Here is a 20,532-nt window from a genome sequence, read left to right on the forward strand (position 1 = left end):
GGGACAGTTCGCCTAAGCGTCAGCCGGCAGTTGCCGTTGTCGTCGCTGTTTCAAAAACTCTGCAAAATCCAGCACCTCGGCCACCAGGTCATCCGATAGCTCATCGGCCAAAACCCGCAGAGAACTGCGATCGCCCATCACATCCCGCGCTGCCGCTAACAACGTTATTTGGTGAGGATAGACCCTCTCAACCCCAAGCGTTTCCATAAAAGCATTGGGGTCATCTTGAGTAGACGGGACAAAATCGCCTTCATTGTCGTACTTAACCCATTGGCCAAATAGCTCAATTAAGAACGCTTCGCCCTCATTAAAAACTTCGACAATTGCGCCCGTTGTACCTTCTGGGGCAACTCCACCCTCAGCCAAAGGCACCGAGTCTACGGTCTGGACGCTATCAAAAAGCTGAAATTGACTCATGGCAAGCCTCCGCCGCGATCGGGCACCGCCGTTACAAACCGAGCTATCCTCGTATCAAACTCAACAATCCAGATAGTACGCACTCGTCGGGACAGACCAGCAGGGCCAGTAAGCAATAGGTACGCTCGATAAATTCTGCCATATTCATTTTGGCTTTGGTAAACCAATGCGTCCAAGGTTACTGCCAACAATACTGCGGTACGAATCGCCGCTGGTGAGCGAAAACCCATCACAACAGTCCAAAATCTCTGTTTGTCGCCACCTAAGCCAGGCTTGGCTGTCGCACTAAAGAGATACTCGGCCTTTTCTAACGGAAATTCAAAGCCTTCTGGTGATGTATCTGAGCTGACCATGCTCGTGGCCTATCGTCTCTCCTCGACCCAGGCAATCACCTGGTCGCCCAGGCGCACATCGTTGAGGCGATCGATTTCGCGAATGCCGGTAGGGCTGGTGACATTGACCTCGGTGAGGTAGCCACCAATGACATCAATGCCCACAAAGTAGAGGCCGTCGCGGATTAGGGTGGGGGCGAGCTGGCGGCAGATGTCGAGTTCGCGTTCCGTGATGTCTACCTGAGCCACCCGGCCCCCCACCGCCATGTTGCCGCGAAACTCACTGCCCGTGGGGATGCGGTTGACCGCGCCGATGGGCTCGCCGTTGAGCATAATAATTCGCTTATCGCCGTCTTTAGCGGCGGGCAGGTAGGTCTGCACCATCACCGGCTCCTTGCCCTGCTGGGTGCTGATTTCGACCATAGAGTTGAGGTTGCGATCGCCCGCCTGCAAAAACAAAATCCCCTCCCCAGCCTTGCCGCCCAGGGGCTTGAGCACCGCCGAGCCCCAGCGCTCCACGGTTTCACGAATCACCGCCTTACTCTGAGTGACAATGGTTTCAGGAATCGCCTCGGTAAATTGCAGAGCGTACATCTTCTCGTTGGCCGCCCGCAGCCCCTTGGGCGAGTTAATCACACGGGTTTTGGCCGGGTCGATGTAGTCGAGAATATAGGTGGCATAGAGGTAGGGCACCGTCACGGGCGGGTCAGTGCGCATAAACACCGCATCCATCTCTTCCATCGGCAGCTGCACCGCTGCGCCCACCTCAAACCAGGGGGTAGCCGCCGCCCAAAGGCCATCCACCAGGTCTACGGGGGTGAGCTTTACCGGCTGCATCAGCGCCAGAGCTTTGCCCGCTACCACGCTAAGGGCGTTGGCCGCTGTAATCCACACCTCGTGGCCGCGCAACTGGGCCGCTTCCATAAGGGCAACGCTGGTGTCGTGGCCGGGGTCGAGGCGGTTGATCGGGTCGATGATAAAGGCAACTTTCACAGGCGATGCTCAATACTCCAAGTAGAGTTCTAGCATCCCACGCCCCGGTTAAGCATGAGGTATTGCTGAGTAGAGCTACAGCACCGCAATGCAATCAATCTCTACGTCAACATCTTTGGGCAGGCGCGATACCTCGACACAGGCACGGGCCGGGGCGTAGTCACCGCCAAAATACTTGGCATAGATTTCATTGACGGCGGCGAAGTCGCTCATATCTTTGAGAAACACCGAAGTCTTTACCACATTGTCAAAGCTGGCCCCAGCAGCGGTCAGAATGGCCTCTAGGTTAGCGATCACCTGCTCGGTCTGGGCCACCACATCTCCCTCGCCCACCAGTTTGCCGGTAGTTGGGTCGAGGGCAATTTGGCCCGAGACAAAGAGCATTTGCCCGCTGACGGCTACAGCCTGGTTGTAGGGGCCGACGGGGGCAGGGGCGGTGGGGGTGTTGATGATGGTGCGCTGCATAGGGGAGAAGTGGATGAATAGGTGGGTGAAGAATTCAAAGTTCAAAATTAGTCCCTCATTTTGAACTTTGAATTTTGCATTTTGAACTGAATCAGCTGCCAAACCGGGGCCGCTGGCCGTAAAACCGGTACTGCCAATAGTCGCGCAAAATGCGATCGTGATCAAAGCAGAGATTTTGCGGCACCTCCCAGGGGTTAACGATGGCGGCGGTTTTGGCGTCGTCGCCTGCTACCGGGTCGGCGATCGCCGTGGCCAGAAACACAATACTGATGGTGTGTTTGCGGGGGTCGCGGGCGGGGTCAGAGTAGGTGGCGAGCTGCTCAATTAGGGTGATGGCGAGGCCGGTTTCTTCTTGGGCTTCGCGGCGGGCGGCGGTTTCGACACTTTCGCCGTAGTCAACAAAGCCGCCGGGCAGCGCCCAGCCCAGGGGCTCGTGGTGGCGCTCGATCAGCACGATGGGGCGATGGGGGTGGTGCAGCAGTTCAATAACAATATCGACGGTAGGGGCGGGATTGCGATAGGTGGTCATGGGAGACTTTACAGGAAATTTTCTGGAACAAAAATAACTCTTAGGGAAGCCGACTCGCCCCCGTAGGCCATGTTAGAGTCAACGGGAATTTTAGCTGAGCTAACTATGCCCTTTCCCAGAGCCAGCGGCATTTTGCTGCATCCTACGTCGCTGCCCAGTCGCTTTGGTATTGGCGACCTGGGGCCAGAAGCCTACCGATTTGTAGATTTTTTGGCCGACACCCGTCAGCAGCTCTGGCAGGTGCTGCCCCTGGGGCCGACGGGGCACGGCAATTCGCCCTACCTCTGCTATTCGGCGATGGCGGGCAACCCGCTGCTGATTAGCTTAGAAAAGTTGTGCGAACGTTCTTTACTCTACCCCGACGAACTGCACGATCTGGAGCACTTTTCACCCCACCAGGTCAACTTTAACGAGGTGATGCCGATCAAAATGCGGCTGCTGGAACGGGCGGCCAGCCGGTTTGACGATGTGGCGTCTGAAGAAGACCGGGCTGCCCTGGCTCAGTTCAGCGAGGATTGTCACTTTTGGGTCGATGAGTTTGCCTTTTTTATGGCGCTCAAAAATGCCCACGGCGGGGCAGGCTGGACGGATTGGCCCAGTGCGATCGCCCGGCGCGAGCCAGAGGCCTTAGCGGAGTGGCGCGAGAAGCTGGCCAGCGATATTTTTTGCCACAAGTTTTTGCAGTTTGAGTTTTACCGCCAGTGGCAGGCGCTGCGGCAGTACGCCCGCGATCGCCAGATTCAAATCATTGGCGATATCCCCATCTACGTGGCCCACGACAGCGTAGATGTGTGGGCCTACCCCGACAACTTTATGCTCGATGAAGCAACCCTGGCTCCGGCGCTGATGGCAGGGGTACCGCCCGACTATTTCAGCGAAACCGGGCAGCTCTGGGGCAACCCTACCTACAACTGGGATGTGCTGCAAGAGCGCGGCTTTAACTGGTGGATTCAGCGCGTCAAGGCGCTGCTGGGCTATGTCGATATTATTCGGGTTGACCACTTCCGAGGGTTGCAGGCTTACTGGGGCGTACCCGCGGGCGAAACCACCGCCATCAACGGCAAATGGATTGAGGCCCCGGGCAAGGAACTGTTTGAGGCCGTGCGCGAAAAATTCGGCACGCTGCCCATCATGGCGGAGGATCTGGGGATGATTACTCCCGAAGTCGAGGCGCTGCGAGACGAGTTTGAGTTTCCGGGCATGAAAATTCTGCACTTTGCCTTCGGCGGCGGCAGCGATAACCCCTATCTGCCCTTCAACTACGCGGCCAACAGCGTGGTCTACACCGGCACCCACGACAACGACACCACCCTCGGCTGGTTTGAAAAAAGGCCCGACCACGAGCGCGATCGCCTCCAGCATTACCTCGGCTGCATCAGTCCCGAGGGCATTAACTGGTCGCTGATTCGCCTGGCGCTGCTGTCGGTCGCCAACCAGGCGATTATCCCGCTGCAAGATGTGCTGGGCTACGGCAGCGACTGCCGCATGAATACCCCAGGTCAGTCGGATGGCAACTGGGGCTGGCGCTACGAGGCCAATGCGCTGACGGGCGAGATGAGCGATCGCCTGCGATCGCTCACCGAACTCTCCAACCGTACGGCCTCGATGGATTAGCGCTAGGCGTAAGTAAAGTGAGGTAGGTGGGGTAGGTGAGGAGAGCAAAAGGTCTGTCCAGGCAGTCTCTATCTCCTCATCTTCCTCATTTCATTAACGACTCAAGACCGGCGTCGGCATGCCCCGCATGAGAATATCCGTCACCGAAATCACCCCCAGCAATTGCCCATCTTGAACCACGGGGGCGCGCTGTACGCCGGTATCCGACAGCACCTGGGAGGCCTCTTGAATGGTGAGGTCAGGGGCGAGAGAAATGCAGGGTTGGCGCATGATGTCTTGCACCAGCACCGCTTCAGGATTGTGGCCTCGGGCCACTACCGTGTAGACAATATCGCGCTCGGTCACCATGCCAAATGGCATATCCTGGGAGCGATGCTCGACCAGCAGTGCCCGAATCTGCTGCTGCTGCATGAGATCGATGGCGTCGGCCACGGTGGCTCCGCTAGCAATGGTGGTGGCGTTAGGGGTCATGATGTCGGCCACAGTCAGCATAGGACTCTCCAGGAAACAGTAAGGGTAAGGGCTACAACCGCGCATTACAGAAGCCACGCGCCACGGGCAGGCCGTCGTCTGAACCCACACCCGGCGCACAAGTCCGGCCTGAAAGATCAAAAATCTGGCGGCTGGGGATTTTCCCTCAGCGCTGCGAATCGGTTGGCAGCAGTCCTTACTATGGTGACCTCTAGGGCCGGGATCACGGGGTGTATCTGTAGCTTTTCTTTAGATTTGCCTGGGGTTAGCGGGTACAGGCAGTTACCGATCGCTAGAGTTTTGGCTTAGGCGCTACGGGGTGCTGCTGCCGCTGCCGCCGCCGCCGTAGCACCCGCTCTCGGCGCTGCTGTCGGCGGTGCAGACAGGTGAGCGCCCCGCCAGTGATGGGAACCAGCGGCATCAGGGCTAGCCAAATGGCCGGGGGGGGTGGTGCTGGCTGGGCCACCACCAAGGGGGTAAAGGTGAACTGCTGTGCAGTGAGCAGCGGCGGCGGCAGGGTGGCGGCGCGGCGGGCGGTCTCTAGGGCAAGCCAGGTTTGGGGGCCAGCGATGCCATCGACAGCTAAGTTTTGCTGGGTTTGCAGCGATCGCACCGCCGCCGCTGTATCGGGGCCGTAGTAGCCATCGACCGCCCCAGCGAAAAGCCCTAAATTTGCCAAATCTGTCTGGAGCTGACTGACTGACGAGCCGCTGTCTCCCACTTGCAGGAGAGGAGTTTCGCCCTGGGCCGACGGAGCGGTCTGGCCCAGCCCGGCGCAGGGAACGAGGGTGAGGCCGCCCAGGGCCAGTAGCCCGGCCAGCAGTAGCCAACTGCCCTGGTGCAGGGTTGCAGTCCATCGGGTGGTCATTGGTGTCACTCCCCAGAAAATGCCCACAGCCACAGGGGCAAGGTCAACAGCAAACTGGCCGAACTCAGCCCCACGCAGGTGACCGACAGATCGCGATCGAGGTCGTAGGCCTCGGCCAGCACCAGGTTAGAAAAGGCGCAGGGCATGCCCGCCTGCAAAATCATCACCAGCCGGGGCGGGCCGTCTACCCCCAGAGCGGTGAGGCCCAACCCCACGGCCAGGGGCAGCACCAGCATCTTAATCACCACGGCTATGGCGGCCCGGTTCAGGTGTTGCCACGAGCTGAGCTGCTGAATGCGCAGCCCCATCAGCACCAGCGACAGCACCACAATAGCCCAGGCAAACTGGTAGAGGCCCAGGTCGAGCCAGGCCGGTAGGGCGATCGCCTTCAGCCCCAGCCCCAGCCCAAAGGCCAGAATAATCGGATTTTGCACTACGGCCCGTAGCCTGGTTGACCATTGCCGCTGCCAGGGCAGAGACGGGTTGCGATCTTGGCCCCCCATTTCTGCGGCCAAGATTGCCCCCAGCCCATAGGAGCCCAGCAGCGTGCCCAGGGCATCGTAGAACAGCGCCCAGCCAAAGACGCTTACCCCGAGCTGGGGCAGCAGCAGCACTACGGGGTAGCCAATGTAGCCGGTGTTGCCCAGCATCGCCGCCAGAGAAAAACTGCCCTGAGTAGGCCTTGCCCACGGCTCTTGGTCGGCGCGAATCCACAGGCGGCTGCACAGCAGCCCCAGCAAAATAGCGGCCCAGGCCACCACCGGAGCTAAGTACAGGTTGCCCGACAGGTCGGCGCGGCGCATAAATCCCACAATGCTGAGGGGAATGCCCAGCCAAAACAAAAACCGACCCAGGCGCAGGGGCACCTGCTGATATAGCCCTTGGGATGACGCTCGGTGGGGGGTAAAGCGGTACAGCAACGCCCCCAGGCCAACGCCCGCGCAGATGCCCGCCCCAATTGGCCCGTACAGACGCATCAATACCTCAAGCGGTGGCAAAACAGCAGCCCTCCCATAACCCTGCACTGCGATTGTGACAGGCGAGGCCGGAGTTGGGTATAGCCATCGCCACTCCAGCCGAGAAGTTGTGACCGCATTGCCGTCAAGGGCCATAATGGGTAGAGCTTTGCCGGAAGCGAATGACCATGACTCCCCTCGACGATATTCCCCAAGCGGCCCGCGACATCCCCCTCTCCCCCGCGGGGCAAGATCAGCCCTCCTGGCTGCGGCGCACTCGTCTGCTGCGGCGCATTCTGGGTTTGGCTTTGCTGGCTCTGGCGACCGGGGGGCTGTTGGCCTGGTACCAGACCAACGGGTTTTCTGCGGCCGAGTTCGGGCAGCCCTTCGAAACGATGATCAACCGCTCCGCCACCAGTGCCGGCGGGGCAGACACCAGTGGCGCGGCCTCGCCCGAGGAAGAAAATCGCGACGTAGCCGTGCAGCTGGCCCCCTCTAGCCGCACTCTGCTCAACCATCGCGCCTACGACGAAGCCCCGGCCGAAGCGCTGGTCGCGCTGAGCGCCAATGGCGCGATTCGTCTGCATACCGCTGCGGCCAGTCAGTATGAGGCGATGGCCCAGGCCGCCGCCCGGGAAGGGGTGAGCCTGGTGCCGCTGTCGGGCTTTCGTTCCCAGGCAGAGCAGGAAACGATTTTCTTTAGCCTCAAGGCCGATCGCGGCCAAGATGCTGAAACCCGCGCTGAGGTCAGCGCTCCGCCGGGCTACAGCGAGCACCACACCGGCTACGCCATCGACATTGGCGATGGCAACCAGGCGGGTACTAACCTCAACACCGACTTTGCCGAGACCCGAGCCTACCAGTGGATGGAAACTAACGCCGTGCGCTACGGCTATGAACTGTCCTTCCCGCCCGACAACTTTCAGGGGGTGGCCTTTGAGCCCTGGCACTGGCGGTTTGTGGGCGATCGCACTAGTCTAGAAACCTTCTACAGCGAATAGGCCAAGCTTTCTGAGCAGTCCTGCCCGGCATTGGATACATGGCTCTTGCCCGTCAAAATTATTCTGGCCCCAGGCTGATAGCGGGGCTCAAACTGGCGGCAAGGGGGGCAATGCCCTGGGCGTTGGCTGGGGTTGTATTGGGCAGCGGCCTGCTGCTTAAAGCCCTGCATGCCCAGGTAGAACAGAGGCTTTCTACTGCTCTACAGCAGCCGATTCAGCTGGGGGGGGTGCGTGGGGTGGCCCAGTGGGGCATCGTGCTGGGCAAAACCGTTATCCCTCGAACTCAAACCGAGGGGATAGCGGGGGAAATCGACGCCGTTGTGGTTTTGCTGGACTGGCCGGAGCTGCTGCACCGAGGCCAGCTACGGGTGACGGTGACCCTGGTGCAGCCCAATTTATCGGTGGTGATGCCCGAGCCGGGGGCCGGGCTAGGCTTCCTTGAGGAAAACGGCTCGGGGACAGCGATCGCCTCTGCTCCCCTTTCTGACACCCTAGAGGGTCTTTGGGTCGAAGACGGCAGGTTTACCCTGTATGCCCCCAGCGCTGGGGCTGGGCACGCTACCCTCCAGCCAGGGATTACGGTGCACGGTGTACAGGCTGCCGTGCGTCTGCCCCAGGAGCAGCCATCCCGTCAGGTTTTGTTTGCGCTGGAGGGGCTACTCGAAGAGGGGCACTGGCAGACTAGCGGCACGGTCGATCTGGGACGGCGATCGCTCCAGGCCAGCCTTCAGACCCAAAACCTGCCCCTGGCTAGCCTCAATCTGGCGCTGCCGCCAGCGGTCACTATCCAGGCTGGCGTACTCAACAGCGATCTGAGGCTGACCACTCCCCTACCCAATGCCGTGGTGCCGCCCCTAAAAGCCTTTGACCTGCGAGGAACAGCGGTAGTTCAGAACGGGCAGGGGGCGATGGGCCAGCGCTTAGCCCCGATTCAAAACCTGCAAAGCCTGCTGGAGATTGAGGGGCAGCGGGTGACCCTATCCGACACCCAGCTCAATGTGGGTGCCATGACGCTGACGGCGGCGGGCAGTCTGGACCTGAAAACGGGCTACGACCTGAGTGCCCAGGTGCCGCCAGTCGCCGCTGAGGATTTGCGGGCAGTGGTGGGCGATCGCCTGCCCCTCGCCCCCCAGCCCTGGCAGTGGCAGGCGCGGCTCACCGGGTCATTACAAGAGCCCGTTGTGGCGGTACAGCCCGACCCAGCGCTGACGCCGCCGGGCCAACTGCCGCTGGGCTTGGGTCTGGTCGTAGCGGCGCTGGGGATGCAGGCCCAGACGCTTCCCCCCCGCGACTGGATTGGGCCGATTGAGGGGGCGACCTACGCGTTTAGGGGCAACGGGGCCTGGTTTACCCTCAGCGATGGCACCGTGGTGCCACCCCTGTCGGAGGCGGCCTACCAGCGGGCCAGCGGGGGATTGAACAGCCGTCTGCGTCCGGCCCTCGATCGCAAGTTTTTTTGGTTTTTGCAGACCAACCCCTACGTCACGGCGATCGCCGCTGATCTGGCTAAGGGCAGGCTGCTGACCTACCGCCAGGGCAGTCGGTTCAATACCGATCGCTTCTTTTTAGAGTATTTTGTGCCGGTCTACGTTGAGTCGAGCCGGGCGGCGGGGCTCGACCCCGGCGAATCGCTGTGGATGCTCGACCATTCTTTGCGCACCCTGCACGACCCGCTATTACGCCACCCCGATGCTCGACCGATTACCACGGGGGCGGGCACCGTGGGCTCGTTTTGGGCGGGTGAGCAGTTGCTCTCGATGCAGCAGTTGCTCACCCGCCCGCTGCTGGCTGAGCCGGGGCAAACCGGGCAGCTGGCCCGCCTAGCGGTGCTCAAGCAGCTCGATGCCTCCACCTCCCTAGAGAGTCGGCGGCTGTCGAGCACCCCCGAGCTGATGTCGAAGATTCCCAACGTCACCTTTGGGGCCGAGGAGGGGGCGATCGCCCTCGCCCTGGGAATGATGCGGTTTGAGGGCGAGGGGCTTTATCCCGAGTCGCTGCGATCGCTGGCCGCCGCCATTGAGCAAAACGAGTTCGACAAGCACGCCCTGAGAACGAGCATCACCGGCAGAATGCAGGATCTGGCGACCGAGCACCGAGCCACGCTGGGGTTTGCGCTGCTGCGGTTTAGCGATCGCGACTGGGCGCAGGTGGGCATGGGCAAGCACCTGTTCCCCGGCGGGGCGGCCCGTCTCACGGGCGACAACACGCTGTCGGTGATGGTTTCTCGTCAGGAGAAGGCGGGCTATAGCCTAGAGCAGGCCTACCAAAACAGCCGTCTGCTGCTGCTGGAGATGCTCGCTGGGGTGAACCAGGGATCTGGGGGCGATCGCATTGTGTTTGCCCTGCTCAAAGACCACGCTTTTAGCCCCCGCTTTTGGCAAATCTTGGCCCAAAACGAGCCGCTGTTAGGAGCCGAACTGGGGGCGATCGCCGCCGACCTCAGCACCTACCGGCAGCTGGCCCAGCAGGGAGCCGCCCTGCATGAGAAATTCTACGCGGCCCTAGTCACCACCGACCAGGATATCGGCGTCAGCGCCACCCTCAAGCAGGCGGTGGGGTTTCAGGCCCACCTGGCGCGCCTGCTCGACCAGGCCTTTGCCCCCGCCGACCCGGCTGACCCGCGCTACCGCGCCTTTCGGCGCAGCCTGGCTATGTACCTCAGGGAAGCCCCCGATATTTCGGTCTACGGCGGTACCGAGGCGGCTCTACGAGCCTACGGACAGGAAACCCTGAATGTGCAGGAACTGGTCGCCGTCGATGTGGCCGATGCCCCCCGCATTCGAGCCATGGTGCGGCTCTACCACGAAGCCCTGGCCAGCGGCCTGATTACCGAGTGGGACGCAGCGGGGTTTCAGCGCATTTTGCTCACCGGAGCGCTGCTGGCTGCCGGGGTGGAGCGGCCCAATCTCCCCCCGGCGCTTCAAAGCGTCGGTTTCCCCAGCGCTCAGTTTCGCCGCGACCTGTTGTTTGTAGTGGGGGTCGAGGGCATCCAGATAGAGGCGACCCGGCTGGGCATTCAGGCCCACGACCATCGGGTGGGTTTTCAGCCCGTGGCTCGCCCTGGCTATCGCGCCCCAGCTCTCAATGGGGCCGATGCGGCTAGCTGCCCGAGCGAACCCTACGTGGCGGCGATCGCCCTGGGATCAGCCACGGCCTTTATTTGGGATGCCGAGGCCCAGCGGGTGATGCTGCGGCGAGGTAGCACTCGCTGCCCCCTGCCGGAGGGCTGGACGGCGCTGTTCTTCCCGGCGCTGCTGGAGAGCGTGCCCATTGAGCACTCTGAGGCGGGGCGCGATCGCCTGCAAGACAGCCTGCAAACGGCCAAACGGCTGGAGGCGGGCATTTTTTGAGGCCTAGCCCCGGCTCCCCATCCTCGCTACCATAGAGCAAAGCGACTACCGCTTAAGCCATTCAACCGCTGGGAGACCGCATGCGCGACACCACCCTCAACACCATTGCCATCGTCATCTTTGGGGTGACTATGGCCAGCCTGCTGGGGCCGCTAATCAATCTGTCGCCTGCCGTAGTGGCGGTGTTTGCCGCCGGGGGCTTGGGGGTGTTTGCGGTCGATCAGCTGGGTTTGAGCGGCCGCATCGGCGACATTTTAATGGATACGGTGGCCTGGGCTTCGCCTGAGCACCGCGATCGGGTGCTGCACCACGAGGCCGGGCACTTTTTGGCGGCGGTGCTGCTGGATATTCCGGTGGAAGCCTATACGCTCAACACTTGGGAAGCCTGGAAGCAGGGCATTCCTGGACAGGGGGGCGTGGTGTTTGGCCCCAGCGACCCAGCCGCCCTAACACGGCTCACGCCCCAGACCATTGACCGCTACTGCCAGGTGTGGATGGCAGGCATTGCCGCTGAGCAGATGATCTACGGCGATGCCCAGGGGGGCGGCAATGACACCGCTGCCCTAGGCCAGTTTTGGACGCTGCTGGGGCGATCGCCCGCTGAAGTTCCCCTCAAGCAGCGCTGGGCCACCCTTCAGGCCAAAACCCTGCTCGAAAAGCACCGCGATGCCTTCGATGCGCTGGTGACGGCCATGGGCGATCGCGCCCCAGTGACCGACTGCTGTGCCCTTGTCGAAGCGAACCGCGCCTCGGTAGACGCTGCGATCTAGTGGTCTGTCAGACCTCAATTTGTAGATATTGTTGGGTAAAACGCGGGGTCGCCCAACCTATGGGGCTACTTCTCAAACTGTGGAGCAGTGCCTCGTGTTGCTGGCCAATGTTCAAAAGACTGATGGCTTTTGCTGCTTTGCCTACCGGCTAATACCAAATCCCAACTGAATACCCCCGATTCGTAGGGGCGTAGCATGCTACGCCCCTACGGGGTTCCTGATTATGAATTGGGGTTTCCCAACTCAGATTTCGCATAACAGACCTTCGACGCCAACGTGTTCGTCTAAATCGACCCGTTCAATGGCGTAACCATCGCCTAACAGTTGCCAGCTCTGCCTTTCTTCCTGAGAGGCGTGGAGTAAACGGGGATACCAAGATAGAGGAACACCTAAGCTTCGTCCATCTACAAGCCTGTAATGGCTTTCCTTTTAACATATAATCAGCTAATAAGAATAGGAGTTTTCAATATGGCTTTAGATCAACTTGAGGCATTTTTAAAGAAAATGCAGTCTGAACCTGCACTTAAAAATGAGGTGCTCGCAGCATCAACTGCAGATGATGTTGCGCGAATAGCACTAAAACTTGGCTTTGAATTTTCAGGTGATGAATTACTGAGAATGTCAGGGAAGAATTTTGGCGGAGTTACTGTTATAAAAAACGTTCTTCCTGGGGAGTATAATTAACCTCTTTCTAGGATTGTTGGGTTTCCTTCTTCAACTCAATCTAAAAGAGATCTGCGATCACACTACATCGCGAACGTGAAACGAGTCTGGGAAAAGATCGCTCAAACGATTTGGCAGTTTGGGCGATAGGTTTTCATCAAAAAGTAATTTCATGCCGATAGGGGAGCGGTCATAAACCGCCGCTCGCGATCGGCGGCATAGGCGATGCAGGCTTTTAGGTCTTCTCGCGTTAGGTCGGGGAAGTCATCGAGAATTTCGGCTTCGGTCATCTCGGAGGCTAGGTACTCAAGCACTTCGTAGACGGTGATGCGTAAGCCACGTACGCAAGGTTTGCCGCCGCGTTTGTTGGGTTCGATGGTGATGTAGTTTCGGTAGTCCATTACAGGTGACGAGGGTGAAGAAGTAGGTGGCCCCTGGGGTTTGGGCGCGGCGATCGCGCCCGGATAGGTGAAGAAATTTGTGCGCTTAGGGTTAGGTTGTTGGGAAGAAAACCATCGAGGAAGTTGGGTTATGCTGACGCTCCACCCAACCTACAGTGGCTCAAACTACAAGAGATCTGCGATCGCACTAATCTACTTCAAGCGAGTTGTTGTGCTGTAATACCTTAAATATCGATATAGCCTTACTCCTCATTCTCGCTATAAATTTGACGCCAATAATAGGGTTGCACCTCCCGTAACTTTAGAGAATGGTATAGAGTTGGGTCTGCTTTGTCAGGCACACCCACTTCAACGTCTAATCCCCAATACGCTAATCGCTCTTGACAAATACCACAGGGCGTCAGGATGACGAATGGTTCTACTGTCTCTTCCTTAGATACGCAAACTGACGCGCAGATCCGCTCATTCAATCGATGTGCCTCACAAATTGCCCCAGTTTCGTGGCATAAACAAGCTGCTTCATTGAGAGCATTAACGTAAACACTCGTAAGAATACGCCCTGTTTCTGTGTACATTGCCGCGGCTCCAGACCATCCTTCTGGGAATCGTTCCAGAGCTTGTTGCTTTGCCGCATTGACTAATTGATCATTGACTTGGTAAGGCTTCATGCTCAACCACAATTCCCACTTTGAAGAACTACTTCGTTAATACTCTTGAGTTAACTATAGTAAGTTGGGCTTCCTTTGTTAACCCAACCTACAAGAGATCTGCGATCGCATTTGGCCATCGTGTTAGCTTCCTGAGCGCTCTCCCTCTATTTTACTCGACACAAACTCGGGGGGCTAGAATTAATTGATTGGTATTTTCTAGAGGTTCGGCAATCCTAAGAAGCTTTCAAAAAATTTCCTATAAATTATCGAAAGATGTTCATTATCGAGTTGATTAAAGTTTTTCATTTTTCTTGCAACTGACAAAATCCCGCGTCCATCTCTAATAGCGTTCAGCGCATCTACCTCTTCTTTCTTATTTATGATTTCTGACATCCCGATTTCCTGAATGGGTTTCTCAAGTAGCTCAAGATCTCGAACGGAGATATGATAAAAGTCTTTTTCTTTTCCTTTGCGTTCTTTAATTTCTGTATTCCAAAAGCTTCTGAATAGGTCTTCTTCTGCAAAATATAGATCTTCAAAAGTGACTAAAAACTTGCATATTTTTTGGCCGTCAAATCTTTCGGACTGCCTAAATTCTAGTTCACTAGCATCAAGCTGAGTAGAACCTTTTATGAATACCTCATTCATCCACTTTAAAAGACTAAATTTATTAAATGTTTGCCTCGTCAACAAAGGCATCAAAGAAGATTTGCATTCAAAAATTAAAATCAACCTGTCAAGCTTTACTAGCCAATCAGCATGTTTTTTTGAATTGATTCCTTTTCGAATTTCAAGGCGCTCCACATTTTGAGATCCAAAATAGCTTTTTAGAATTTCTCCTACATATTGCTCAAATAAGATTCCGAAATCATGAAGAAAGCTTCTTGATTTTTGCTTACTAAAATAGTCTCGAAGCTCCCAATAAACACCGCCAGTCATTTTTCTGAGAAGCATGCCAATATGAGGAATCACAAAATTATATTTTCTTGAATATAAATACCTGTTATCGCTTTTGACAATCGGGAATTTAGTTAGAGGATTAAACTCATATCGCTCATATCCGACATAAGTTACCCTGTTGATATCTTTTTGCAATGCTCTGATTTCTTGATAACTCGCAGATGTATTTTCGAGAAAAGCTGATATTTTTTCTTCAGTAAAAACTTCTTTTGATTTTATATTTTCGTCTACCTTGATATCCTGAGAATTAAATGCAGAAGAATCGGTGGATTTTGCAAAGATCACAAATGCAATGGCAATATACTCTTCTATGCTTAGACTGAAGATTTTTTTGAACACTGAAGATAGATTAATTTCAAGCTCATTGTCCGCATAGTTCTCGTGAATTTTCCTCGGCATTTCTACAAGTAATGCATAATTCCTTGCGAAATCATAAGAAGAAATATTTTGCCATGAAAATTGCTCCTGGCTTATTCTTCCAAAGAAGCCTAGTACGTCACTATCTTCCAAGAAAGGCTCATCTAGATCGTTAAACAGGTAAGATGCATATCCTAAATCGTTAAGCTGAAATCGATCACTTCTACCATCATTTGAAACAAGAATGGCTCTACAGCATAAAAATGCCAATCCCCACTGTGTCACCATGGTACTCGCTGAAATTCTGTTTTTAGAAAATGAGATATTCTTAAATGGAGAACCTGAAGCAAATAGCTGCCTGCTTTCTTCAGAGATTTTGAGCAAGGTGCTCTGAACACTAAACTTGCCAAGAAAAGTATCTAGTTTTTTTATGCTGGCCATAATATAGGTAATACCAATCAGTTATGAAGGGAACATAACTCAGGAGCCGTAACGCCTGCGACCCAATGATTTTGGCGTTTCGGAATACTCAGCCTCATATGGTTTAATAATAAGATACTTCAAAAAGTCAAAAATAAGTTTAGGAAAATTTTCTATGTAGTAAATCAACTTAAAAGCTACAAGTGTACATCTAATTATAAAAAGAGAGTTGTCATCTTCATGCAAATGATCACCTAACAGTATCATTTGGCATATTGTTTTCTTTTGAGTCCCATTAGACGAACGTAGGTAAGTATGAGGCTGGTGAGCATCGCTCAGCCTACGGCTTCTATACGGTTGACGGGGAGCGATCGCATCAGTACACTCATCTACTAAGCCGTTTGAGTAGAGCGGTGACCACACAGAACTCGAAAATCTTAGCGCTGTCTGTCGGTGCCGTTAACACCGACAGACAGCTGACCCCGCAAATCTACGGCGCAGATTGCGAGGCTAGGTTCATCGTACCCTAGCCCCCACAGTTTGCACTTCAGCTGCGGGTGGCTAGGGTTTTCGCGTTCTGTTTCTTGCCATCATTAAAGGAAACAGAACCCATGTTTGAATATCTCGAACCCGATGCCAGCGGCGCATCTAACCTGCCGCCGTCTTCGCCCAGCACCCCCCAAATTCGCCCAGAGCGAGTGCGTCACATGCTCTACGGCAGCCTCGCAGGCATCGATCGCACCATCAAAATCCTCCACGCCCTCGGCTACACCGACCCCAACGACTGGAGCGACCCCATCCCCGTGCCGCCCACCAGCGACACCATCAGCACAACCTCCCCAGCAGGCACCGTTTGGATGGCGATCGCCACCAAAACCGTGCTGATTGAGTAACGCACCCCTTGCCCCCGACGGCATACCATTTGTTGTCGGGGGCTGCGATCGCCAACATCAAACCCACTATCCTCGCAACTTGGCCTACTGAGCACCCCGTTTAACCAACCAAGGCCGCAACAAAGCATATTGACCCCGCTGTCAAGCAGATCGGCACCGCTGTGAAGTAGATCGGCACCACGATCAAACATATCGACCCCGCTGTGAAGTAGATCGGCATCGCGATCAAACATATTGACCTCGCTGTGAAGCAGATCGGCACCGCGATCAGCTTTACTGGCACAGCTGTGTAACAAAGTGGCACAGCTGTGTAGCACGTTGAGGCCGCTGTAAAGCGAAGTGGCACAGCAGTGTAATGCTCTTAAAAGGAAAACCGCAGTAGCTTAAATTGACCCAGCGGTGTAGCCCTGGCCCACTGGCAATGCACCTCTGCATTACCGCCCGTTGAGTGCAGCATTTGCCGGCTCCCGGCTCTAAAATGCCTGCATCGGCCCACCGAGCTTGCCCAATGCCCGCACCCACCGAATTCTGGCTCGATACTCTGCCCTCTGCGATCGGCGATATTCTGCTAGTCTCCGACGGCACATCGCTCTGCGCCCTCGACTTTGCCGACTACAAACCTCGCCTGCTGACCTTACTCCACAAGCGGTTTGCAGCAGTCACCCTCACCCCCTGCGCCAATCCTCAGGGCTTTAGCGATCGCCTCAACGCCTACCTAGCAGGCGATCTGCACAGCTTCGACCCCGTGCCCGTCAACCCAGGGGGCACCGCCTTTCAGCAGCAGGTGTGGCTAGCGCTGCGCCAAATTCCCCCTGGCACCGTGGCCACCTACGGCGAACTGGCGAAAAAATTGGGCAAACCCACAGCTTACCGAGCAGTGGGCATGGCCAACTCGCTGAATCCGGTGGCGATCGCCCTGCCCTGCCACCGCGTCGTCGGCACCAACGGCCAGCTCACCGGCTACGCAGGTGGCCTAGAGCGCAAACAGTGGCTGCTGCACCACGAAGGCGTAGAGTTAGCCAACCGAGACTCCATTCAACAGGAATTATCGCTGGGGCTTTAGTAGTTTCCCTCGTAGGGTGGGTTAGGCGGCCAGTCTCCCCTGCCGCCAGCCGTTAACCTGTCGCTCCGCCGTAACCCACCACTCACCCCTGGCAACAGGCCCCATTTGGGTGAGCGGTGGGTCGGGTTGGCGGGTTACGGCGCAAGGCCGAGATTAATCGCGATGACCCACCCTACCTCTGGAAATAAACTGCAAATTAAAGCTGGTGGGCAGTGCCCACCCTACGACAGCTTGGCCCCTTGCTAATTCCAACCACGAAGTTTCATAGATTTTCCCCAGAGTTCTAGGCGAAAATGCCAGCATCCTTTGCTGCCCGTTACCCTATGCTGCTTCGCCACCGCTCGTTTAAGATTTTCTCCGCCCTGGCGCTGGGGCTAGGGGCAGCATTGGCCACCGCCCTGCCCCTCCGGGCCGCAGAGAGCGTAGTGCTAGAGTTTGGCCCCTTTAGCCGCTCCATACCCACCGAGTCATTAGTCACCTTTGCCGAAACCGGCACCGTTGACCCCCAGCTCGCCCCCTTCTTGCGGCGGCTAAACCCGGCCCAGCAGCAGGGGCTGCGCGCCGCTCTATCCCGAGGGCGTGCGGTGAATGTGGTGCCCATTTCCCAGTGGTTTAATAGCCCCATGGGCGATCGCAGCCTGCAATTTTTGGGCAAGCTGGCCCAGACCGAGGCCGGGCTCAACGGTCGCCAGGCGCTGCGGGCTGCGATCGTCGCCGCCGCCGCCGAGGATGGCGAGATTTCGCTGCTCGATATCGTGCGCCACTTTCCCACCAGCAGTCTGCAAGTCGATGTCGCCCAGGGCCTAACCGTGGCCCGCCAGGTGCGTGCCGAGGCTGGGGCCACCCGCGCTATTGTGGCCGCCATCAAACAGCAGTCAGAAACCGCCGCCTTAGAGCAGCCCGTTGACCTTGCCGCCCTGCCCGATCTCACCCAGCCCGGCCCCTACGGCAGTCGCCAGGTGTCGCTCACCTTGGTAGACGCCAGCCGCAGCCGCACCTACGCCGCCGATGTCTTTTTGCCCCAAAACTTAGCCGCCCTAGACGGCCCGCTACCCGTGGTGGTGATCTCCCACGGGTTGGGCGACAGCCGCAGCTCGTTCTTTGGGCTGGCGGCCCATGCGGCCTCCCACGGGTTTGCAGTGGCCCTGCCCGAGCATGTGGGCAGCAACAACACCCAAAAGCAGGCTCTGCTCACCGGGCTAGACCGCGAAACCTTTAAGGCGAGAGATTTCCTCGATCGCCCCCTCGACATCAGCTTTTTGCTCGACGAGCTAGAGCGGCTCAACGCCACCACCTTTGAGGGGCGGCTCGATGTCAGCCGGGTGGCGGCGGTGGGGCATTCCTTTGGGGGCTACACGGCGCTGGCGGTGGGCGGGGCCACGATTGATTTTGAGCGGCTGGCCCAGCGCTGCAACCCCGCCGCCAACCTGCTGCTCGACGCCGCCATGGTGCTAGAGTGCCGCGCCCTAGAATTGCGGAGCGATGCGGCGGTGATGGAGCGCCTGCGCCAGGGCACTAAGGACGATCGCGTCAAGCTCGTCATGGCCTTTGCCACGGTGTCTAACCTGTTTGGCCCCCAGGGCATGGCCCAGGTCTCAGTGCCGACGATGCTGTTTGGTGGCGAGGTCGATCTGGTGGCTCCGGTGGTGCCCCAGCAGGTGGCGGCGTTTACCTGGCTGCGGGGGCCAGACCGCTACCTATATCTGGGCGAAAACACCTCCCACGGCCCCGACTTCACCAAACTGGCCAGCCGCTTTTTGTACCTCGACGATGCCTTTGAACAGGGTGTAGAGGAAGCGATCGCCTCGACCCAAGGCGTCAACAAATCGCTGGTGGTGGCCTTTAGCCAGGTGTATCTGAGCGAGCAAGAAGAGTATCGGCCCTTTTTGAGCGCCGCCTACGTCGAGGCGGTCAGCGCCGAACCCTTTCGGCTGCACCTTACCCGCGAGCTACCGCCCCCGGTGGTGGAACAGCTAGGGTCTGGGCTCCCCGGCCTGGAATAATGGGAGATGGCCGTTTCGTTTGGCGCACCCCATGACCATGCCTGCACCGGATCTGCGATCGCCTCTGCCTCTGACCCTGCCCGAGATGGGCTGCGGCACCTGGGCCTGGGGCAACCGGCTGCTGTGGGGCTACAACCCCACCATGGATGGCGAACTGCACCAGGTCTTTGACCACTGCCTCAGCCACGGCGTCACCCTGTTCGACAGCGGCGACTCCTACGGCACCGGGCGGCTGAATGGCCGCAGCGAAGTGTTATTGGGGCAGTTTGCTAAAAACTACAGCGGGCCAAATCGAGATGCCCTCTGCCTAGCGACGAAGCTGGCCGCCTACCCCTGGCGGCTCACCGCCGGGTCGGTGGTGAGAGCGGGCAGCGCCTCCGTCGAGCGGCTGGGTCGCCCGATCGACCTGGCCCAAATGCACTGGTCTACCGCCAACTACGCCCCCTGGCAAGAAGGGCCATTTCTCAATGGGTTGATCGATCTGTGTCTTCAGGGACAGGCGCGGGCGATTGGCCTGTCGAACTTTGGCCCCAAGCGGCTCCGGCTGGCCCACCAGCGGTTGCAGGATCGGGGACTGGCGATCGCCACGCTGCAAGTGCAGTATTCCCTGCTGTCCACCTACCCGGTGACCGAGCTGGGCCTCAAGGATCTCTGCGACGAGCTGGGCATTCGCCTGATCGCCTACAGCCCCCTGGCGCTGGGATTGCTGACGGGCAAGTACTCGGCTCAGGGGCCGTTTCCCCCCGGCCTGCGAGGCCTGCTGTTTCGCCGACTGTTGCCCAAAATTCAGCCGCTGCTGGATGTGCTGGGGGCGATCGCCGCCCACCGCCAAAAAACCTCGGCCCAGGTGGCCCTCAACTGGTGCATTTGCAAAGGCACCATGCCAATTCCTGGAGCCAAAACCCTGGCTCAAGCCCAGCAGAATATCGGTGCCCTAGGCTGGCGATTGGCGGCTGGAGAGCTGGAAGAGCTAGACCGGGCGGCAGCCCGTAGTGATGGCCGCATGGTGCAGAACAACTTCCAATCCCGCTAGCCCCGCTCAGGGATGAGCCCGGCTGTTGAGGCTCCTGTCGCTGGCTAGAGCGTAAGCCTAGCCTAGGGGAAGATGCGCGATAGATAACCAGTCTCGATAATGGTGGCCTCAGCTCAGACCCTAAATTATCAACCCCGTTCTGGAGAATCCCCATGCTGCGTTACGCGTTAATTTTCTTAGTTGTGGCTTTAATTGCTGCATTCTTTGGCTTCAGTGGTGTTGCCGGTGCCGCCGCAGGCATTGCCCAAATTTTGTTCTACATTTTCCTGGCTATTTTTGTCGTTTCTTTGATTATGAATTTTCTCAAGCGAGCCTAAGCTAAA

General features: G+C 57.6%; 22 protein-coding genes and 1 pseudogene. 10 read left to right on the top strand and 13 right to left on the bottom strand.

Translation table 11 applies throughout. The features are described 5' to 3' along the window. Positions 1 to 12: 12 nt before the first annotated feature. The 5 genes from VB780_RS19475 to VB780_RS19495 form a co-directional block, all read right to left on the bottom strand. Entirely contained in the window at positions 13 to 417 is a 405-nt protein-coding gene (locus tag VB780_RS19475) for a DUF2281 domain-containing protein (protein ID WP_323352840.1), read from the bottom strand. After that, positions 414 to 770, bottom strand: coding sequence for a DUF6883 domain-containing protein (locus VB780_RS19480; RefSeq protein ID WP_323352841.1), 357 nt, complete (start codon positions 768 to 770; stop codon positions 414 to 416). Before VB780_RS19480 ends, VB780_RS19475 begins: the two co-directional genes overlap by 4 nt. Positions 771 to 779: 9 nt before the next feature. Next, positions 780 to 1,742, bottom strand: a complete 963-nt coding sequence (gshB, locus tag VB780_RS19485) for a glutathione synthase (RefSeq protein ID WP_323352842.1) — start codon at positions 1,740 to 1,742, stop codon at positions 780 to 782. A 75-nt stretch (positions 1,743 to 1,817) separates the two neighbouring features. After that, complete coding sequence (locus VB780_RS19490; protein ID WP_416349250.1) at positions 1,818 to 2,207, bottom strand: RidA family protein; 390 nt, start codon at positions 2,205 to 2,207, stop codon at positions 1,818 to 1,820. A gap of 91 nt (positions 2,208 to 2,298) precedes the next feature. Next, complete coding sequence (locus VB780_RS19495; RefSeq protein ID WP_323352844.1) at positions 2,299 to 2,736, bottom strand: NUDIX hydrolase; 438 nt, start codon at positions 2,734 to 2,736, stop codon at positions 2,299 to 2,301. Between the two features lie 105 nt (positions 2,737 to 2,841). Between VB780_RS19495 and malQ the strand changes: the two genes are divergently transcribed. Beyond that, positions 2,842 to 4,350: a 4-alpha-glucanotransferase gene (malQ, locus tag VB780_RS19500; protein ID WP_323352845.1), complete on the top strand. Its 1,509-nt coding sequence runs from the start codon at positions 2,842 to 2,844 to the stop codon at positions 4,348 to 4,350. 93 nt (positions 4,351 to 4,443) lie between these two features. On the opposite strand, the gene VB780_RS19505 is transcribed toward malQ, so the two are convergent. The 3 genes from VB780_RS19505 to VB780_RS19515 all read right to left on the bottom strand — a co-directional run bounded on the left by VB780_RS19505 (position 4,444) and on the right by VB780_RS19515 (position 6,801). Further along, positions 4,444 to 4,842, bottom strand: a complete 399-nt coding sequence (locus tag VB780_RS19505) for a CBS domain-containing protein (protein WP_323352846.1) — start codon at positions 4,840 to 4,842, stop codon at positions 4,444 to 4,446. A gap of 271 nt (positions 4,843 to 5,113) precedes the next feature. Then, entirely contained in the window at positions 5,114 to 5,689 is a 576-nt protein-coding gene (locus VB780_RS19510; protein ID WP_323352847.1) for a peptidoglycan-binding domain-containing protein, read from the bottom strand. Between the two features lie 5 nt (positions 5,690 to 5,694). Then, a complete protein-coding gene (locus VB780_RS19515) occupies positions 5,695 to 6,801 on the bottom strand; it encodes an AEC family transporter (RefSeq protein WP_323352848.1) in 1,107 nt (368 codons plus the stop codon). 32 nt (positions 6,802 to 6,833) lie between these two features. Here VB780_RS19515 and VB780_RS19520 point away from each other — a divergent pair, with 32 nt between their 5' ends. The 3 genes from VB780_RS19520 (at position 6,834) to VB780_RS19530 (ending at position 11,766) form a co-directional block, all read left to right on the top strand. Further along, positions 6,834 to 7,646, top strand: coding sequence for a M15 family metallopeptidase (locus tag VB780_RS19520; RefSeq protein ID WP_323352849.1), 813 nt, complete (start codon positions 6,834 to 6,836; stop codon positions 7,644 to 7,646). 38 nt (positions 7,647 to 7,684) lie between these two features. Then, positions 7,685 to 10,996 (top strand): hypothetical protein, encoded by a 3,312-nt coding sequence (locus tag VB780_RS19525; protein ID WP_323352850.1) that lies wholly within the window; start codon positions 7,685 to 7,687, stop codon positions 10,994 to 10,996. A gap of 80 nt (positions 10,997 to 11,076) precedes the next feature. Further along, a complete protein-coding gene (locus VB780_RS19530) occupies positions 11,077 to 11,766 on the top strand; it encodes an ATP-dependent Zn protease (protein ID WP_323352851.1) in 690 nt (229 codons plus the stop codon). A gap of 243 nt (positions 11,767 to 12,009) precedes the next feature. Here VB780_RS19530 and VB780_RS31470 read toward each other — a convergent pair. Continuing rightward, a pseudogene (locus VB780_RS31470) lies at positions 12,010 to 12,168 on the bottom strand (DUF2442 domain-containing protein); the annotation flags it as partial. A gap of 66 nt (positions 12,169 to 12,234) precedes the next feature. Between VB780_RS31470 and VB780_RS19535 the strand changes: the two are divergent. Further along, a complete protein-coding gene (locus VB780_RS19535; protein ID WP_323352852.1) occupies positions 12,235 to 12,450 on the top strand; it encodes a Nif11-like leader peptide family natural product precursor in 216 nt (71 codons plus the stop codon). A gap of 57 nt (positions 12,451 to 12,507) precedes the next feature. Here the strand turns inward: VB780_RS19535 and VB780_RS19540 are convergent, their stop codons facing one another. The 4 genes from VB780_RS19540 to VB780_RS19555 form a co-directional block, all read right to left on the bottom strand. Next, positions 12,508 to 12,603: a DUF5615 family PIN-like protein gene (locus VB780_RS19540; RefSeq protein ID WP_323352853.1), complete on the bottom strand. Its 96-nt coding sequence runs from the start codon at positions 12,601 to 12,603 to the stop codon at positions 12,508 to 12,510. After that, positions 12,600 to 12,830, bottom strand: coding sequence for a DUF433 domain-containing protein (locus VB780_RS19545; RefSeq protein WP_106921277.1), 231 nt, complete (start codon positions 12,828 to 12,830; stop codon positions 12,600 to 12,602). Before VB780_RS19545 ends, VB780_RS19540 begins: the two co-directional genes overlap by 4 nt. A gap of 242 nt (positions 12,831 to 13,072) precedes the next feature. After that, positions 13,073 to 13,498: a cytidine deaminase gene (locus tag VB780_RS19550; RefSeq protein WP_323352854.1), complete on the bottom strand. Its 426-nt coding sequence runs from the start codon at positions 13,496 to 13,498 to the stop codon at positions 13,073 to 13,075. A 198-nt stretch (positions 13,499 to 13,696) separates the two neighbouring features. Further along, positions 13,697 to 15,238 (bottom strand): hypothetical protein, encoded by a 1,542-nt coding sequence (locus VB780_RS19555; RefSeq protein WP_323352855.1) that lies wholly within the window; start codon positions 15,236 to 15,238, stop codon positions 13,697 to 13,699. Between the two features lie 590 nt (positions 15,239 to 15,828). Here VB780_RS19555 and VB780_RS19560 point away from each other — a divergent pair. From VB780_RS19560 to VB780_RS19580, 5 genes are all read left to right on the top strand, one after another. Next, positions 15,829 to 16,110: a hypothetical protein gene (locus VB780_RS19560; RefSeq protein ID WP_323352856.1), complete on the top strand. Its 282-nt coding sequence runs from the start codon at positions 15,829 to 15,831 to the stop codon at positions 16,108 to 16,110. A gap of 508 nt (positions 16,111 to 16,618) precedes the next feature. Next, entirely contained in the window at positions 16,619 to 17,173 is a 555-nt protein-coding gene (locus VB780_RS19565) for a methylated-DNA--[protein]-cysteine S-methyltransferase (RefSeq protein ID WP_323352857.1), read from the top strand. A 323-nt stretch (positions 17,174 to 17,496) separates the two neighbouring features. Continuing rightward, complete coding sequence (locus VB780_RS19570; RefSeq protein ID WP_323352858.1) at positions 17,497 to 19,176, top strand: alpha/beta hydrolase; 1,680 nt, start codon at positions 17,497 to 17,499, stop codon at positions 19,174 to 19,176. Between the two features lie 31 nt (positions 19,177 to 19,207). Then, entirely contained in the window at positions 19,208 to 20,209 is a 1,002-nt protein-coding gene (locus tag VB780_RS19575; RefSeq protein ID WP_323352859.1) for an aldo/keto reductase, read from the top strand. Positions 20,210 to 20,361: 152 nt separating this feature from the next. Then, positions 20,362 to 20,526, top strand: a complete 165-nt coding sequence (locus VB780_RS19580; RefSeq protein ID WP_275337049.1) for a DUF1328 domain-containing protein — start codon at positions 20,362 to 20,364, stop codon at positions 20,524 to 20,526. The last annotated feature ends 6 nt before the right edge of the window (positions 20,527 to 20,532 follow it).

The sequence above is a fragment of the Leptolyngbya sp. CCNP1308 genome, from assembly GCF_034932455.1.
Classification (GTDB): domain Bacteria; phylum Cyanobacteriota; class Cyanobacteriia; order Phormidesmidales; family Phormidesmidaceae; genus Nodosilinea.